The following is a 15,520-nucleotide window of genomic DNA, read 5'->3' as shown; positions in this document are numbered from 1 at the left end:
CCGCCCAGGGCGATCCGGCAGACTGGAGCTAGCCGACGACTGCGACCGGACGAGGGAGCAGTACCCGGAACGCGACAAGACTGACTCGAAGGAGCTGTCATGTCCTGGACCGTCCTCATTCTCTCCGGTGTCCTCGAGGCCGTGTGGGCCACCGCTCTCGGCAGGTCGGAGGGGCTCACCCGGCTCGGCCCGTCGGTCGTCTTCGGAGTCGGCGTCGTCGCGAGCATGGCCGGCCTCGCCTTTGCGATGCGCGAGCTGCCGACCGGCACCGCCTACGCCGTCTGGGTGGGGATCGGCGCCTCGCTGACGGTGCTCTACGGCATGTTCTTCGGAGGCGAGGGCTTCTCGCTCGTGCGGACGCTGCTGGTGCTCGGGATCGTCGGGTGCGTCGTCGGCCTCAAGCTCGTGCACTGAGCGCGCCGGTTGCACGAGAACGGGCGTTCCCCGTAGGCTCGGACCATCGGGGGAGAACGATCGTTCTACGGTTCTCCCCGCCCGCCAAGGAGGACTCATGCCCACTCGTACCGCCCGCACCGCCTGGAACGGCTCCCTCGAGACCGGCGAGGGCCAGGTCGAGCTCTCGAGCTCGAAGCTCGGCACCTACGACGTCTCGTTCCCCAAGCGCGCCGCCGACGATGCCAACGGCTCCACCAGCCCGGAGGAGCTCCTCGCCGCCGCGCACTCCGCCTGCTACGCCATGCAGTTCTCGGCCGTCCTCGGCCAGGCCGGCGGCACCGTCGAGGCGCTCGACGTCCGCGCCGATGTCTCGCTCGGCCCCGACTCGGCCGGCGGATTCACGCTGACCGGCATCGCGCTGATCGTCAGCGGCGAGGTCAGCGGCATCGACGAGGCCGCCTTCCTCAAGGCCGCCGACGAGGCCAAGGCCACCTGCCCCGTCAGCAAGGCCCTCACCGGAGTCGAGATCACCCTCGACGCCACCTTCGAGGGCTGAGCCCCTCCGGTCTCACGCAGAAGTACCCCGTCGCTCACCGCGGCGGGGTACTTCTGCGTCCGAGCCTGCGTCGCCGGCCGGCTCCGGTCGCCGGTCGGGTCCGTCCTGTCAACAACGAAGGATGGATGTCCCAAGACGGGCTCGGATCCGCGGATCCACGGTGAGTGCCGGACGTTCGTCCTTCGTTGTTGACGGCACGACGCACGCGGACTCCGACGTCAGGCCTCCGCGCGCGCCCGGTAGCGGAAACCGGCGCCCAGGTGCTCCTCCGGCAGCCGGTCGCCGCGCCCGTGCAGCTTGTGGCGGAGGCTCCCCTCGACGTACTCCTCGGGGTACGCGCCGCGGCGCCGCAGCTCCGGCACGATGAACTCCACCACGTCCTCGAAGGTGCCGGGCGTGATCGCGTAGGCGAGGTTGAACCCGTCGACGTCGGTGTCCTCGACCCACTCCTGCAGGTAGTCGGCCACCTCCGTGGGCGAGCCGACGACGAACGGTCCGAGCCCGCCGATCACGCTGAGCTTGGCGATGTCGCGGACCTTCCACTCGCTGCCGTCCTCGTTCGCCTCCTGGAAGTTGGCGACGGCCGACTGGATCGCGTTGCTCTTCACGTTGCCGATCGGCTCGTCGAGGTCGTACTGCGACAGGTCGATGCCCATCCAGCCCGACATGAAGACGAGCGCCCCCTCCTCGCTGCCGTAGGAGAGGTAGTCGCGGTGCTTCGCGTGCGCCGCCTCGCTCGTCTCTGCGGTGATGATGGTCAGCAGGGTGTAGATCTTCGCGGAGTAGCGGTCTCGGCCCGCCGCCTCCAGGGCGTCGCGGATGCGCGAGACGGTCGCCTTCAGTCCGGCCTTCGTCGAGGAGGCGACGAAGATCGCCTCCGCGTTGCCCGCCGCGAAGCGGATGCCGCGCGGTGACGCGCCCGCCTGGTAGATGACGGGGGTGCGCTGCACCGACGGCTCCGAGAGGTGGATGCCGGGGACGGTGAAGTTCGGGCCGCGGTGACCGATCTCGTGCACCTTCGCCGGGTCGGTGAAGACTCCGGAGTCGCGGTCGCGGATCACGGCGTCGTCCTCCCACGATCCCTCCCACAGCTTGTAGAGCACCTCGAGGTACTCGTCGGCCACGTCGTAGCGGTCGTCGTGCTCGAGCTGGTCCTCGTGGCCCATGTTGCGGGCGGCGCTGGGGAGGTATCCGGTGACGACGTTCCAGCCCACGCGGCCCTTGGTCAGATGGTCGAGCGTCGACATCCGTCGCGCGAAGGGGTACGGGTGCTCGTAGGCGGTGCCGGCGGTGATGCCGAAGCCGAGGTGCTCGGTCGCCGCGGCCATCGCCGACACGAGGAGGATCGGGTCGTTGACCGGGACCTGTGCGCCGTGTCGGATCGCGGCCTCGTTGGAGCCTCCGTAGACGTCGTAGGTGCCGAGCACGTCGGCGATGAAGATGCCGTCGAACGTGCCGCGCTCCAGCAGCTTCGCGAGGTCGGTCCAGTACGAGAGGTCCTTGTACCGCCACGACTGGTCCTGCGGGTGGCGCCACATGCCCGAGGACTGGTGGGCGACGCAGTTCATGTCGAAGGCGTTGAAGCGGATCTGGCGAGTCATGCAGTCGATAGTGCCGAGCGGATCCGGGAACTGGCGCCCCCGTCGACTCGCGGCGTCACAAAGCGACGCCCGTCGGGACGCCCCGCACCCCGAATCAGTGCGCACGCTGATTCGGGGTGCGGCCCTCACCCGAAAGAGCGCGCCGGATGCCGGGCAGGGCAGTCGGCTCGCAGCCCTCCGGGGGACTGCTCATCCGGACCGAGGCGGTCTCCTCCTCGACGATCGAGGACGTGTCCGCGCGCCTGGAGGACTCCGCCCCGGCGCTTCGTCTCCGGTGATCGGAGTTGTCCTGCACGGCGCGTGATCTCGCGCCGACCGAACGCGCGGTGCTACCCGACGAGTACTGTTCCAGAGGATTACTCAGGGATGGTGAGCATGGAGACGATCCGCTTCGACGACGAGACCGCTCGGCGGTTCGCACAGACGCTGATGACGGCGGCGGACGTGCTGCGGGGGCAGTCGGTGGTGCGCGGGGCTGCCGCAGAGCAGGCGATGCAGGATTTCGAGGGGCCCTCTGCGCAGGTGTTCTGGCTCGCCCACCTCACTCAGGTGTCCAATCGATCGCGTCTGGACTCGGTGCTCTTCACCCTGTCGGAGGTGGTGCTGGTGGCGATCGCCGCAGCCGGAGCGGAGCGGGAGCGGTTGGCGCAGGTGGCGGCGTGGGAGGCGCGTCAGGAGGAGCGGCGTCTGGATCCGATGGGCGTCGCCGGTTCGGATCTCTCGGACATCTTCCGGAGGCCTCCGTCCGAGGACCGGATTCTTCCTCCGACGATCGCGGCCTCCTACTGGCCGCAGGAGCCGGAACGCACGACGGCGGGGGTGGGTGTCGCCCCGGGCGGCACATCTGCCGACCCGGAGCGTCTGGACGTGTTCGTGTCGGACGCGCGTCAGGCGGATGAGGCGCTGCGGGTGGAGCTGGACAGTGTGTCGAAGGCCTTCGCCGCGTTCAGCGACCTGTGCTCGTGGGTGCCGCTGGAGTCCACCACGGTCTTCGCCGGGTTCCAGCAGCTGCAGGAACTCAGCCGGTCGCTCGTGGACTGGGTCGATCAGGTCTCCCGCGCGTTCGAGGCGGCGGGCGGGGGCCGGCTGTCGAGCGCGACCCTCGAGATGGCGGTGACGGCGGGGACGTCGAGGACGGACCGGAGCGCGCTCGATCTGCTGTCGACGGTGCCCGCCGACCAGCTCGCCGTCCTGCTCGTGATCACGCCGGAACTGGGCGCACAGCTCAAGCGGATCCCGCCGACCGACGCGCACACATGGTGGACGCAGCTCGCGCCCGCCGACGGCGGAGCCGGGTTCTCTGCGCGTCAGGAGGCGTTGATCGGGGCGCTGCCCGGGGTGGTCGGAAATCTCGAGGGGGTGCCGTACGGGGCGAGGGCGCAGGCGAACAAGAAAGCGCTGACCGAACGGATCACGGCCCTGTCGGAGGAGCTCGCGCAAGAATCCGCCGACGGCGATCCTGCGAGGCTCCGGACCATCGAGACGGACTTTCAGGCGCTGGAGAACATTCGGAACTCGCTCGACACTCGGGCCGGCCAGGATCCGCGCTTCCTCGTCTCCCTGACCGAGGATCATCCGCCTCTGGCTGCCGTGTCCATCGGCGACCTCGACACCGCGACGAGTGTGACCTACGCCGTCCCCGGGATGGGCCAGACGACGGAGACCGCGGACTCGTGGGTGAAGGCCTCGCAGAATGTGCGATCGGTGCTGCCCGACGGGAGTGCCGTCATCGCGTGGATCGGCTACGAGACGCCTCCGCCGGCCGTCGAGAACGTCGACGCGTCGGTCCTCGACATCGATGACGCTGTCGCGGGGGCGGCGGCTCTCGCCGCCTCCCTGCACGGTCTCTCCGCCGTTCGGGGGGATTCGATTCCGAAGCCCGGTGCGGTCGGGCACTCTTACGGAACGACCGTCGTGGCCATCACCGCTGCCCGGTCCGACGTCGAGCTGGGGACGTTCGTCTCTCTCGGGTCGGCCGGGTTGCCCGACAGCGTCGATGCGGTCAGCGATCTGCACGTCGAGGACATGTATGCCGGGCAGGCGCGTGACAAGCTGCCGTTCGAGACGGAGAGCGGGGATGAGGCGGCGTGGATCGGGCGCCGGTTCAGCCGTGACCACCACGTGAATCCCGCCGATCCGGGCTTCGGCGCGCACGTGTTCGGTGTGGAGACCGGCGGAGACGAGGGGCGGATCGTCACGAACCACGATGCTACGAAGAGCGATGACGGCCCCCTGGCCGGCTATCTGGATCAGGGCACGGAGTCGCTCGCGAACGTCGGTCGTGCTTTTCGGGGCGAAGTCGATGCTCTGACAGAGGACGCGCCGCTTGGCCCGACCGATTTCCAGAAGTTCATGAAGGGGATGATCGCCGGTGAGACGGGAATTCTGCCGTAGGTGCCGCGCCGGTCTGTGTGCGCTGATGCTGGTGGTGATGGTGATGATGTCCGCGTGTTCGGAGGAAGGAGCGGCTTCGGTGACGGAGATGAGTGCTCGAGAGGGACGGGACGAGGTCGTTCGGCTGGTGATCGAGACGACGAAGCAGTTGGATCTGGAGGGGTGGTGGCCGCGGAACGGAGAGGCGGCGCCGGATGTCTGTTCTCGGGCTGATGGGCAGGAGGGGGCGAGTTACAGCTATGAGCGGTGGGCTCCGAGGGGAACGGACTTCGCGGGTGACGCGCGCAAGGTCGCGGCGTATTGGGAGTCGTTGGGGATGAGCGTGAGGATCGCGGATTCGACCCCGTGGCCGAGTGTCTACGCCGAGGGTGGTCCTGTGCTGCGGGCTGCTTTCGATACGAGCGCGGCTGACGATTCCTACCAGATCGTGGCCGTCGCGCCCTGTGCTGAGGGCGACTACTACGACCTGCTCCTGGAGGACAATGCTCAGCGCGCTGCGGGCGAGGTCCTCCCCGGCGACGAAGGAGTGAGGGTGAAGCCGGACCCCGACGAGATGCCCCCGCCGGCCGAGCTTCAGCCCTCGGATTTCTAGATGGTCATCGAGGAGGTGGCCGCCGGTGAGACGGGAATTCTGCCGTAGGTGCCGCGCCGGTCTGTGTGCGCTGATGCTGGTGATGACGGGGACGATGTCCGCGTGTGCGGAGAAAGGAGGGGATTCGGTGGCGGAGATGAGTGCTCGAGAGGGACGGGATGAGGTCGTCCGGTTGGTGATCGAGACGACGAAGCAGCTGGATCTGGAGGGCTGGTGGCCGCGCAACGGAGTCGCAGGGCCGGATGGCTGTACTCGTAACGGAGGGAAGAAGGGGGCGAGTTACAGCTACGAGCAGTGGGCTCCGAGGGGAACGGACTTTGCGGGTGACGCGCGCAAGGTCGCGGCGTATTGGGAGTCGTTGGGGATGAGTGTGAGGATCGCGGATTCGACCCCGTGGCCGAGTGTCTACGCCGAGGGTGGTCCGGTGTTGCGGGCTGCTTTCGATACGAGCGCGGCCGACGACTCGTATCAGATCGTGGCCGTCGCGCCCTGCGCGGAGGGCGACTACCACGATCTGCTCCTGGAGGACAATGCTCAGCGCGCTGCGGGCGAGGTGCTCCCCGGCGACGAAGGGGTGAGGGTGAAGCCGGACCCCCGCGAGACTCCCCCGCAGGCCGGGCCGACGCCCTCGGAATGATCCCTCCGCCCCGACCGAGCGTGCCCACCCGCCGACCGGCGGCGTCCCCTAGGCGAGCTCGCGCGCCAAGAAGTGCACGTGCTCGCCGATCTGGAACTCCTCGCCGCCCTCGTGCCCGTTGAAGGGGTAGACGCGGATCTCGCGGGGGCCGGCGTAGCGGTTGTAGGACGCGTAGACGGTGGACGGCGGGCAGATGTCGTCGCGGAGCGCCACGGAGAACATCGCCGGGGTCTGCGCGTGCGGGGCGAAGGAGGTGCCGTCGAAGTAGGAGAGCGTGTCGAACACGCGGGCTTCGGCGCCGCGATGGGTGTGCAGGTACTCCACGATCTCGCCGTACGGCATCGAGTCGACGAGCCGCACGGCGTGCGGGATGTGGCTGAGGAACGGCACATCCACGATGGCGGCGCGCGCCGACTCCGACTCGCCGAGCAGGCCCAGGATCCCGGTGACGGCGAGCGCGATCCCGCCGCCCTGGCTGCGGCCTGAGACGGCCACGCGGGAGGGGTCGACGGCGGGGTGCGCGCGCAGCACGTCGAGAGCGCGGACCGCGTCGGTGAAGACGCGGCGGTAGAAGTGCTCGGCCGGGGACTCGATGCCCTGCGTCAGGAAACCGGCGGCGTGCGGACCGCTGCCGACCGGGTCGGGCGTGACTCCTGAGCGGTGCCCCGACCCCTGCCCGCGGGTGTCCATCACGAGGTGCGCGTAGCCGGCCGCCGACATCGCTGTCCACTCTGCGAGCTGCCCGCGGCCTCCGCCGTAGCCGATGAAGGTCATAAGGCCGGGGAGGGGGCCCTCGATGCCGCGGGGGAGGACCAGCCAGCCGCGGATCGGGTGGCCGCCGAAGCCCGAGAAGGTGACGTCGTAGGTGTCGAGCAGTCGGTAGCCGGCGTCGACCGGGTCGAAGCGGGGCTCGGTGGCGACGGCGCGCGCCTCGGCGACGGTCTCGCGCCAGAACTCGGCGAAGCCGGTGGGCTCCGGCAGATCGGGGGCGTACTGCTCGAGGAGCTCGAGCGGGAGGTCGAACTGCGGCATCAGGCTCTCCTTCGTCGGGGGCGTTCGCGCCCGAAGACCGAAACTACTGCAGCGGGACTGAGACCTGGATGATGGGTGGGAGTCCGCCGAGCTGCGGAATGTGGCCTGGCGGAGAGTGTTGGGCCCAGTATGACGACGTACGGAATCATCGGAGCAGGCAACATCGGCAGCCAGGTCGCGCGGGCGGTCATCGCCCTCGGGGACGAGGTGGTCATCGCGAACTCGCGCGGACCCGAGACCCTCGCCGACCTGATCGCGGAGCTCGGCCCGAAGGCCCGCGCCGCCACGGCCCAGGAGGCGGCGGAGGCGGCCGAGATCGCAGTGGTGACCGTGCCGCTGAAGAATCTCGCCGAGGTGCCGGTCGAGCCTCTGAAGGGCAAGATCGTTCTCGACACGAACAACTACTACTTCGAGCGCGACGGCCGCATCGAGGCCCTCGACAGGGGCGAGACCACGACGAGCGAGATGCTGCAGCAGCACCTCCCCGAGTCGAAGGTCGTCAAGGCCTTCAACCACATCATGGCCGCCGACATCAGCACCGGAGGGGCACCGGCGGGCACCCCCGATCGGCGTGCGCTCGCGACGTCGAGCGACTACCCGGAGGCGATCCACTTCGTCACCGACCTCTACGACCGGCTCGGCTTCGACACCGTCGCGATCACGCCGCTGAGCGAGTCGTGGCGGGTCGAGCGGGACCGCCCGGCCTATGTCGTGCGCCAGAACCGCGACGAGCTCGAGGCGAACCTCGCGAAGGCTCCCCGCACGGTCTGAGCCGGAGCGGTGGGAGGGGGAGCGGCGCTGCGGCGCGGCTCCCCCTCTCTGCGTGCGCGATCGGTGCTCCGCCCCGCACCGCGGAGGCTGCTCGCCGGGTCCGTCCCCGCGGGGCGGGTCTGCGCGCGCGAGGCCCCAGGCCTGGGATAGTCGAAGGGAGCAGCCACGCACGAGCGAGCCCTCCGGGGCTCCGAGAGGAGAGGTCCGCCATGCCCTCGTCGTCCCGCCCCGTCCCGCAGAGGCGGGGGCTCTCCCGCCGCAGCGTCGTCGTCGGCGGGCTCGCGGTGATCCCGCTGCTCAGTGCCTGCACACCCGATGCGTCCGGGCCCGACGGCTTGCGGCAGGAGGCGCCCCGCACCCGTACCGCGGCTCCGGACGGACCGGTGGCGCTCGCCGCCGACGCCCTCGCTGCGAGCGCCGCGCTGTTCACGTCGGCTCCGCTCGTCGTGCTGGTCGAGGACGTGGCCCTCTCGAGGCTCCGCGCCGCGCAGGTGAGCATCGCGTGGGGCGTCCCGCTGCTGGTCGGCTCGGCGGACGACAGCGCGGCGACGGGAACGACCGGCAGCCCGACTCCCGGCAGCCCGGATCCCGGCAGCGCGACGCCCTCGGCGGCGCCGACCGCCTCCGCTCTCGCGGCGGAGTTCGCCCGCCTCGGCGTCACCCGTGTCGTCGCCATCGGCGATGTCACCGCACCCGAGGGCGTCGACGTCGTCGTCTCGGCGCCCGACACCGCCTCCCTCAGCACCGCGACCGGCGTCGGCGTCGCCGACCTGGCGCTCGCCGATCTCGCCGCCTACGCTCCGGTCGTCCCCTCCGAGACCCCCTTCGGAGCGCTTCCTCCGCGTGCCGATCCGCTCAGCGGCCTGCACGGCCTCGCCCGCGCCGCCGACGATGACGTCGCCGCCCTCGCGACGGCGCGGGCCGCCGGGGTCCCCGTCACCGTGGTCGACGGCGACGACCTGCTCGCCTCGCCGGGCGCCGTCACCGCGATCGCCGACGCGGACGCCTCCTGCACGGTGCTGCTCGGGCCGGCCCTCGCCGCCCAGCCCGAGCCCGAGTGGGCCGTGCGCGCCGCCGCGAGCGGCTGGCAGTTGCCCGGCGGCGGCCAGCGGCTCTTCGGCGGCCATCTCTTCGTCGCGATCTACGGAACGCCGGGGGCGCCGGTGCTCGGTGTGCTCGGCGAGCAGAGCCTCGAGCCCACGATCGCGCGGGCGGAGACGGTAGCCGAACCGTACCGCGCCCTCACCGACAAGAGGGTGGTGCCGAGCCTCGAGATCATCACGACGGTCGCGGCCGGCGACCCCGGCTCCGACGGCGACTACTCGAACGAGCTCGACGCCGCCGACCTCCGCCCCTACATCGACGCCGCGCAGGAGGCCGGGATGTACGTGGTGCTCGACCTGCAGTCGGGGCTCACCGACTTCCTCACCCAGGCGAAGCGGTACGCGGATCTGCTGCGCCTGCCCAACGTGGGGCTCGCCCTCGACCCGGAGTGGCGCCTGATGCCGGGGCAGAAGCCGCTCGAGCAGATCGGCCGCGTCTCAGCGGCCGAGGTCGACAGCGTCTCGGAGTGGCTCGCCGACCTCGTGCGGAGCGAGGGCCTGCCGCCCAAGATGTTCGTGCTGCACCAGTTCCGGCTCTCGATGCTCCAGGACCGCGATCGGATCCGCCTCGACCGCCCGGAGCTGGAGTTCCTGATCCATGTCGACGGCCAGGGCTCGCAGCCCGACAAACAGGCCACCTGGGAGGCACTGCACCAGGGCGCCCCCGAGGGCCTCGCCTGGGGGTGGAAGAACTTCTACGACGAGGACCGGCCGATGCTGACCCCTGCCGAGACCATGGACGAGGTCCGCCCCCTCCCCGACCTCGTCACCTACCAGTAGCCCGCCCCGTTCCCGCCCATGAGGGCTGGAGCGGTACGGCGAGGACGGCGGTCAGGAGTGGTGGCGCGCCTGGAGGATCGTGGTGTGCGTCAGCGGCGATGGACACGAGCCGGCATCGTCGATGCGGCGCGACCACGCTCCGGCCAGCGCGTGCGGTCTCGTCGTGCCTCTCCCGTCGTGATCGCCGTGCTGCTCTCGACTCGTACCGGGTAGGGAACCCGTCGAGGCCTCCGCCGTGTGCACCGTGGCCCCTCAAGGCGGGCATGCGGTCTCCGGCGAGGGATCGGCCGGGGTGCACGGCACCGTCGCACCGCGGGGGCTCAGGCGCCGGAGCGGGCGCCCTCGCGCAGGCCCTCCTCCTTGGCCTGCTGCACCAGAGTGGCGATGCGGCGTCGGGAGCGGGCGCGTCCGGCGAGCAGGGCGGCGAGGACCAGACCGACCCCCAGGAGCGCGAGCAGCTGCGGGAGCGGCACGGCCGTCACAGTGACCGATTCCGTCACCGGCGACACAGTGGCCTCGGCCTGGTCGGGCGCGACGACGGTCGGCGCGACGGTCAGGTCGGCGCCGACTCCGAACAGCGGCCAGACGCCGTCGAGCTGCACCGAGACGCTGCGACGGTCGCCCGGCAGCAGCTCCTGCTGCACGCCCTCGGCAGCGACGAGCGGAGCGGAGGTGCCCTGCGCGCTCGCCGTGCCGTCGAGCAGCAGGCGCACGTTGCCGGTGTTGACCACGTCGGTCACGAGCGAGAGGGAGCCGGGCTGGAACGGGTTCCACGAGAGCCGGTAGTCGCCGGCGACGTTCTCGACCGAGAGGGCTGGAGCGACCTCGCCGGTCACCCGCGTCATCACCCGGAAGCCGATGCGGCTCTCGACTCCGATGCTCGAGCCGCCGGTCTCTGCCCCCTGCGAGACGACGGACGCGGCGATCCCGGCCGCGTGGTCGCCGGGAGTCGCAGTGTCGGGCACCGTGACCGTGAACGGCACGACCCCGCTGCCGCCCGGGTCGACGGTGACCGTCTCGGGAGCCGAGATCCAGGTGCCCGCGTCGACCGACTCCTGGTCGGAGTTCAGCATGGTGAAGCGGCCCTTGTCGGTGAAGTAGCCGTCGGCCGCGCTGATCCTGAAGGTCACGGGCTGGTCGCTGAGGTTGCGCACGACGGCCTCGTCCGAGGCCCCGGTCCCCGGTGCGAGGTCGAGCTCGACCCACGAGCGCTTGTCGGGTACGCCGTCGGTCGACGGGCTGACCGCCCAGGTGATGGCCCCCTCCTCGGCCGCGGACTGCGGGGCGACGCCGATCGCGAGCAGGGCGACGACCAGCGCCAGCAGCGCGGGCAGGACGGGGCGGCGGGGAGTGGCGGAGCGGCGCGGAGCAGTCATCAGAACCTCATGGTGGCACGGGGAAGCAGGACGCGGCCGGGCCGGCGAGCCCGGCCGCGACGGCCGTGGAAGCCGGGCGCGGGGAGGGCCCCCGGTGCCCGGCCGCGGGTCATTCGAAGAGCGACAGGGTGACGGTGGAGCTGTAGGCGCCCGCGTCCACGTTCACCGGCGTGCGCAGGAACAGGTCGGCGTCGGCGCTCCAGGTGCCTTCAGCGTTGATGTCCTGCGAGTCGATGGCGAGGGCGAGGAGCTCCTCGCCCTGCAGGCCGACTCCGTTGACTCCGCCGTCGATGGCGGTGTCGACCTGATCGCCCGCGGCGACGAGTCCGGACTCGCCGCCCTCGACCAGGGCGGGGGTCCAGCCGAGGTTCTCCGGGCCGATGACACTGGTGCTGTCGGGCGAGGTGAACGGGCTGGCTGTTCCCAGGACGTACCAGCCGGCGTCGTCGGGAATGTCGGCGGCGTCGCGCGTGTCGGTGACGGTCACGGTGGGGAGCTTGCCCGTGAACTGGCGCCGCACGTTGTCCGACCCGGACTCGGTGAGCACGGTGGAGGTGCCGGCGACGGTCATCGAGAGGGCGCCGGTCCCGGGGAGCTCGGCGATGTCGACGTTCACGTCGACGTCATCGCTGCCGTAGGAGGTGGGGTCCTCGGCGGCGACGGCCGTTCCGGCGACTCCGAGCAGGAGGACGCCTCCGGCCAGGCCTGCGGCGCCGCGGATCAGAAGGGATCGGGTGTTCATATCGGGTGTTCTCCGTTCTCCGGCCGGCGTCGTCGCCGGCTCGATCTCAGTGGGTGTCGGGTGGAGCGCAGTCAGCCGCAGTGGGCTGCTGAGTAGGGGGCTGTCGTGGAGGCGGTGGCCGGCGCGCCGCCGACGAAGGCGGTCGCCGTCGTGGTCACTGCGTCGCCGGTCACGCTGGTCGTCCGGGTGCTGAACGCCGCCGAGACGGTGGCGCCGGGGGCGACGTCGGCGACGCTCTTCGAGCCCCAGGGGGAGCGGACCACGATCCTCGCGGCGAACGCGTTGGTGTTCGTCGCGACGGCAGTGACGACGATCTTCCCCGCGATGCAGCGCGTGCCCGCGGTGGCGGTGACCGCGATCGGCGCAGTCGGGACGACCTGCGGCGCGACGCTCTCGAGGGTGGGCGTCACCTTCTGCATCAGGCCGGTCGCCGGATCGAAGCCGACTCTGTCGATCGTCGTCTCGCGATGGGTGCCGTCGCCGCCGGGGATCGCGAAGCGGTGGTAGGCGATGTACCAGTCGTCGGTGCCGGGGACGTTCACGATCGAGCTGTGGCCGGTGGCGAGGATCCCGAGCGAAGGGTTCTTCTCGAGGATCACCCCGCGGGAGGTCCATGGTCCGCCGATGCTGGTGGACGTCGCGTAGCCGACCCGGTAGTTCTCGGAGCCGGTGTCGTCGATGGAGTAGGTGAGGTGGTACATCCCGTTCCGATAGTTGACGAAGGTCCCCTCGCGGAAACCGGTCAGACCGCTGATCCTCTCGGTGGTGCCTGCCCTGATCGAGAGCATGTCGTCGGACAGCTCGGCGTAGACCGGGGTGCCGTTTCCCCAGAAGAGGTAGCTCTTCCCCGTCTTCGGGTCGGTGAACGCGGCCGGGTCGATGGCCTGGCCGGAGTTCACGGATTCGCCGTTGGTGATCATCGCGGTGGGCTGCGCGGTGAACGGGCCGAGCGGGTTGTCCGCGACCGCGACTCCGATCGTCTTGCGGTTCAGCGACGCGTTGTGGCCCGAGAAGTAGAAGTAGTACTTCCCGCCCTTCTCGATGATCGTCGGCGCCCACGCGTTGCCGGTCGCCCACGGCACGTTCCCATTCGCGCCGTCGAGGGTGAGGATCGGCGTCGCCGAGCGGGTCCAGTCGACCAGGTTCTTCGACGACCAGACGAAGAAGTCCTTGCCGCCCCAGCCGGGGGTGCCGTCGGTCGTCGCGTAGACGTAGTAGGTGTCTCCGAAGACCGCGATGTTCGGGTCGGCGTACAGGCCCGGGATGATCGGCGACCCCATGGTGACGGCCTTCAGGGTCCAGGTGGTCGCTGTGCCTCCGCCGGCGGGCGTGAGCACGACGGTCTTCGGGCTGGAGAGGTCGCGGACAGTGCCGGAGGCGGGACTCGCCGTGACTCCGCCGGCGGTGACGAAGGCTGGGGCGAGCCTCGTCAGGTCGGTGCCCGGCTTCACCGGGAAGGTGACGGTGCGGGAGGCCGGGTCGACGATCGGAGCGGTCTTCAGCACGTCTCCGCTGAGCGTCACGTCGACCAGAGCCGTCGTGTTGCCGGAGGCGGCGAGTACCTCCGACGCACTGAGCGCCCGGTTGTAGATCGCGAACTCTCGGATCTGGCCGCGGAAGCGGTTGTCGGCGGTGTAGTTCGAGCGGCCGATGGCGTTGGCGGTGGTGGTGCCGCCTCCGATGTCCTTCGGGTCGGTCGTGACGGTGCCCGAGCCGACAGTGACGCCGTCGAGGTAGATCGTGGCCGTCGTGCCCGAGAGCGTGTAGGTGAGCTGCGCCCACCTCCCTCGGGGCAGGGCCGAGCCCGACGTGACGGTCTGCTCGGTGGTCCAGTTGCCGGTCGCGAGGCTCGTGCGGTAGTTGTTCCCCGAGGTGAAGAGGTAGCCGTCCCCCGCACCCGAGGTCGTGTTGCCGAGGCCGTAGATGAAGTACGCGCCGCTCTGCGCGGAGTCGATCCAGACGTCGGCCTGGACGCTGACGTCGGTGACCCCGGCGAGGAGGTCGTTCGGGAGCGCGATGTAGTCGTCGGTGCCGTCGAGCTTCACCGAGCCGTTCTGCCAGGTGCCGCCAGAGACGATCGTGCCGTTCTGCCCATTGCCCGAGACGTCCTGCACGGTCGTCCCCGATCCTCCGTCGAAGGAGTAGCGGAGGATCTCGCCCTTCGTGTTCGCCGGTGTGGGTGTCGGTCCCGTCGAGGTGCCGTACGCCGCGAGCAGCCGCGTCTCCTCCGCGCTCGAGAGCCGCAGCACGGAGCCGTGCCGGAAGGGCTTCGAGAAGGAGTACGTGTTCGCACCCGTGGCGCCGGTGGGCAGCGCCGTGAAGCGCAGGCTCGCGAGCGAGTCGGTCACGGAGGCGCGGTAGCCGCCGGAGTCGCCCATCACGACCCAGCGGCCGTCGGGCAGCTGGTAGACGGTCAGTCCTTCGATGTGGTCCGACAGGCCGTGGGCGGTGTCCTCGCCGCGGGCGATGACGCGCGTCCACGGGCCGGCGAGGCCCGAGGCCGTGTCGACGACGGTGCGCCAGTCCGAGGTGGAGAAGCGGTAGTAGGTGTCCCCCTCCTTCGCGAGGGTGGTGTCGATGATGTTCGGGCCGTCGGCGTCGTTGGTCGACGAGTTCTCGTCGAGCCAGACGGTCGGAGTCGAGAAGTGCACGAAGTCGCGCGTCGTGCTGACGTAGACGCGCAGCGCCCAGTCGTCGGTGCCGACCTGCGTCTTGTCGCGACCGGACCAGTAGACGTAGTACTGGCCGGTCGTCTCGTCCCACGTCGCCTCGGGGGCCCAAACGTTGCCCGCGTTCGGGGAGCCGGCGAAGACGAGGCTCTGGTCGCTCCAGGTCACGAGGTCGGTGGAGCGCCAGACGACGAGCTTCTGGCTGGCGTTCACCTGGTCCCACGAGCCTCCGCCCGCGGTTCCCTCGGCGTGCAGGTCGGTGCCGAGGATCCAGTACTCGTCGCCGGTGGCGGAGCGCACGAGGTGCGGGTCGCGGACGCCGAGCGTGCCGGCGAGGTTGGCGAGCACCGCCTTGTCGCCGTTGAGCTTCGACCAGTGCAGGCCGTCGGTGCTCGAGCCGAGGTAGATCTTCTCGTAGTCGGTCGAGGCGAAGTGGGTCCAGAGGTAGCCCGCGTCGTACGCCGTGTCGAGTCCGGCGGGAGCGGCGGTGACGGTGACGGGCAGCTGCCGGGTCGCTGTGGTGCCGGCGATCGTCGCGGTCAGCGTGACGGCGGTCGAGGCGGCTTGGCGTGTCACGACACCGGTGGTGCTGAGCACGGCCGCGTTCGAGGAGGACCAGGCGACGTCGTAGGCGCCCGCCGTGGCGGGCAGCGTGACGTTGCCGCGGATGTCGTCGGCGTGGACGATCGAGAGGGCGTCGAGCGCCTCCTGCGGGGCAGTGTTCACCGCGGCGGCGGCGGTGCTCGTCTGGCCGATGGTGGGGCTCGCGGTCGCGCTCGCGGGCTGGGCGGTGAGGAGGGGGACCGTGAGCGCGACGGTCGTCGCGAGGACGAGTGGTCGCAGGAAGGGCTTCATCGCGCTTGCTCCTAGG

The 15,520-nt window shown here is 70.6% G+C and carries 12 protein-coding genes and 1 riboswitch; of the genes, 7 read left to right on the top strand and 5 right to left on the bottom strand.

Translation table 11 applies throughout. The features are described 5' to 3' along the window. Window positions 1-26 precede the first annotated feature (26 nt). Window positions 27-90: riboswitch (guanidine-III (ykkC-III) riboswitch) on the top strand. A gap of 9 nt (window positions 91-99) precedes the next feature. Together GSU10_RS14400 and GSU10_RS14395 are read left to right on the top strand one after the other, a co-directional pair. After that, window positions 100-414 (top strand): DMT family transporter, encoded by a 315-nt coding sequence (locus GSU10_RS14400; protein WP_068212348.1) that lies wholly within the window; start codon window positions 100-102, stop codon window positions 412-414. 97 nt (window positions 415-511) lie between these two features. Next, window positions 512-952: an OsmC family peroxiredoxin gene (locus tag GSU10_RS14395; RefSeq protein WP_068212347.1), complete on the top strand. Its 441-nt coding sequence runs from the start codon at window positions 512-514 to the stop codon at window positions 950-952. A gap of 218 nt (window positions 953-1,170) precedes the next feature. On the opposite strand, the gene GSU10_RS14390 is transcribed toward GSU10_RS14395, so the two are convergent. After that, entirely contained in the window at window positions 1,171-2,553 is a 1,383-nt protein-coding gene (locus tag GSU10_RS14390; RefSeq protein WP_068212346.1) for an LLM class flavin-dependent oxidoreductase, read from the bottom strand. Window positions 2,554-2,928: 375 nt separating this feature from the next. On the opposite strand from GSU10_RS14390, the gene GSU10_RS14385 reads away from it, so the two are divergent. The 3 genes from GSU10_RS14385 (at window position 2,929) to GSU10_RS14375 (ending at window position 6,176) form a co-directional block, all read left to right on the top strand. Continuing rightward, complete coding sequence (locus GSU10_RS14385) at window positions 2,929-4,947, top strand: alpha/beta hydrolase (RefSeq protein WP_159316556.1); 2,019 nt, start codon at window positions 2,929-2,931, stop codon at window positions 4,945-4,947. 25 nt (window positions 4,948-4,972) lie between these two features. Beyond that, entirely contained in the window at window positions 4,973-5,539 is a 567-nt protein-coding gene (locus GSU10_RS14380) for a hypothetical protein (protein ID WP_159316555.1), read from the top strand. A 127-nt stretch (window positions 5,540-5,666) separates the two neighbouring features. After that, window positions 5,667-6,176 carry a hypothetical protein gene (locus GSU10_RS14375; RefSeq protein ID WP_068212340.1) on the top strand — a complete coding sequence of 170 codons (510 nt, stop codon included), beginning with the start codon at window positions 5,667-5,669 and terminating at the stop codon, window positions 6,174-6,176. Between the two features lie 48 nt (window positions 6,177-6,224). Here the strand turns inward: GSU10_RS14375 and GSU10_RS14370 are convergent, their stop codons facing one another. Beyond that, a complete protein-coding gene (locus tag GSU10_RS14370; RefSeq protein WP_068212338.1) occupies window positions 6,225-7,208 on the bottom strand; it encodes an acetylxylan esterase in 984 nt (327 codons plus the stop codon). Between the two features lie 129 nt (window positions 7,209-7,337). On the opposite strand from GSU10_RS14370, the gene GSU10_RS14365 reads away from it, so the two are divergent. Both GSU10_RS14365 and GSU10_RS14360 read left to right on the top strand, forming a co-directional pair. Further along, window positions 7,338-7,979, top strand: a complete 642-nt coding sequence (locus GSU10_RS14365) for an NADPH-dependent F420 reductase (protein WP_068212336.1) — start codon at window positions 7,338-7,340, stop codon at window positions 7,977-7,979. A gap of 209 nt (window positions 7,980-8,188) precedes the next feature. Next, on the top strand, window positions 8,189-9,862 hold the full coding sequence (locus GSU10_RS14360; protein ID WP_199220877.1) for a hypothetical protein: 1,674 nt from the start codon (window positions 8,189-8,191) through the stop codon (window positions 9,860-9,862). 320 nt (window positions 9,863-10,182) lie between these two features. Here GSU10_RS14360 and GSU10_RS14355 read toward each other — a convergent pair whose 3' ends face one another. The 3 genes from GSU10_RS14355 to GSU10_RS14345 all read right to left on the bottom strand — a co-directional run bounded on the left by GSU10_RS14355 (window position 10,183) and on the right by GSU10_RS14345 (window position 15,504). Then, window positions 10,183-11,238: a WxL protein peptidoglycan domain-containing protein gene (locus tag GSU10_RS14355; RefSeq protein ID WP_082845203.1), complete on the bottom strand. Its 1,056-nt coding sequence runs from the start codon at window positions 11,236-11,238 to the stop codon at window positions 10,183-10,185. Between the two features lie 109 nt (window positions 11,239-11,347). Next, on the bottom strand, window positions 11,348-11,980 hold the full coding sequence (locus GSU10_RS14350) for a hypothetical protein (protein WP_068211982.1): 633 nt from the start codon (window positions 11,978-11,980) through the stop codon (window positions 11,348-11,350). A 71-nt stretch (window positions 11,981-12,051) separates the two neighbouring features. Continuing rightward, window positions 12,052-15,504, bottom strand: coding sequence for a family 43 glycosylhydrolase (locus GSU10_RS14345; RefSeq protein WP_068211984.1), 3,453 nt, complete (start codon window positions 15,502-15,504; stop codon window positions 12,052-12,054). Between the last annotated feature and the right edge of the window lie 16 nt (window positions 15,505-15,520).

The sequence above is a fragment of the Rathayibacter tanaceti genome (assembly GCF_009834165.1).
GTDB classification, from domain to species: domain Bacteria; phylum Actinomycetota; class Actinomycetes; order Actinomycetales; family Microbacteriaceae; genus Rathayibacter; species Rathayibacter tanaceti.
Note: the sequence above shows the minus strand (reverse complement) of the source record. Positions and strands in the feature narration are given on the sequence as shown.

Excerpts from the sequence above, each read along its gene's own strand:
- GSU10_RS14400 (WP_068212348.1), top strand. The coding sequence starts at position 100 with ATGTCCTGGACCGTCCTCATTCTCTCCGGTGTCCTCGAGGCCGTGTGG.
- GSU10_RS14395 (WP_068212347.1), top strand. The coding sequence starts at position 512 with ATGCCCACTCGTACCGCCCGCACCGCCTGGAACGGCTCCCTCGAGACC.
- GSU10_RS14390 (WP_068212346.1), bottom strand. The coding sequence starts at position 2,553 with ATGACTCGCCAGATCCGCTTCAACGCCTTCGACATGAACTGCGTCGCC.
- GSU10_RS14385 (WP_159316556.1), top strand. The coding sequence starts at position 2,929 with ATGGAGACGATCCGCTTCGACGACGAGACCGCTCGGCGGTTCGCACAG.
- GSU10_RS14380 (WP_159316555.1), top strand. The coding sequence starts at position 4,973 with ATGCTGGTGGTGATGGTGATGATGTCCGCGTGTTCGGAGGAAGGAGCG.
- GSU10_RS14370 (WP_068212338.1), bottom strand. The coding sequence starts at position 7,208 with ATGCCGCAGTTCGACCTCCCGCTCGAGCTCCTCGAGCAGTACGCCCCC.
- GSU10_RS14365 (WP_068212336.1), top strand. The coding sequence starts at position 7,338 with ATGACGACGTACGGAATCATCGGAGCAGGCAACATCGGCAGCCAGGTC.
- GSU10_RS14360 (WP_199220877.1), top strand. The coding sequence starts at position 8,189 with ATGCCCTCGTCGTCCCGCCCCGTCCCGCAGAGGCGGGGGCTCTCCCGC.
- GSU10_RS14355 (WP_082845203.1), bottom strand. The coding sequence starts at position 11,238 with ATGACTGCTCCGCGCCGCTCCGCCACTCCCCGCCGCCCCGTCCTGCCC.
- GSU10_RS14350 (WP_068211982.1), bottom strand. The coding sequence starts at position 11,980 with ATGAACACCCGATCCCTTCTGATCCGCGGCGCCGCAGGCCTGGCCGGA.
- GSU10_RS14345 (WP_068211984.1), bottom strand. The coding sequence starts at position 15,504 with ATGAAGCCCTTCCTGCGACCACTCGTCCTCGCGACGACCGTCGCGCTC.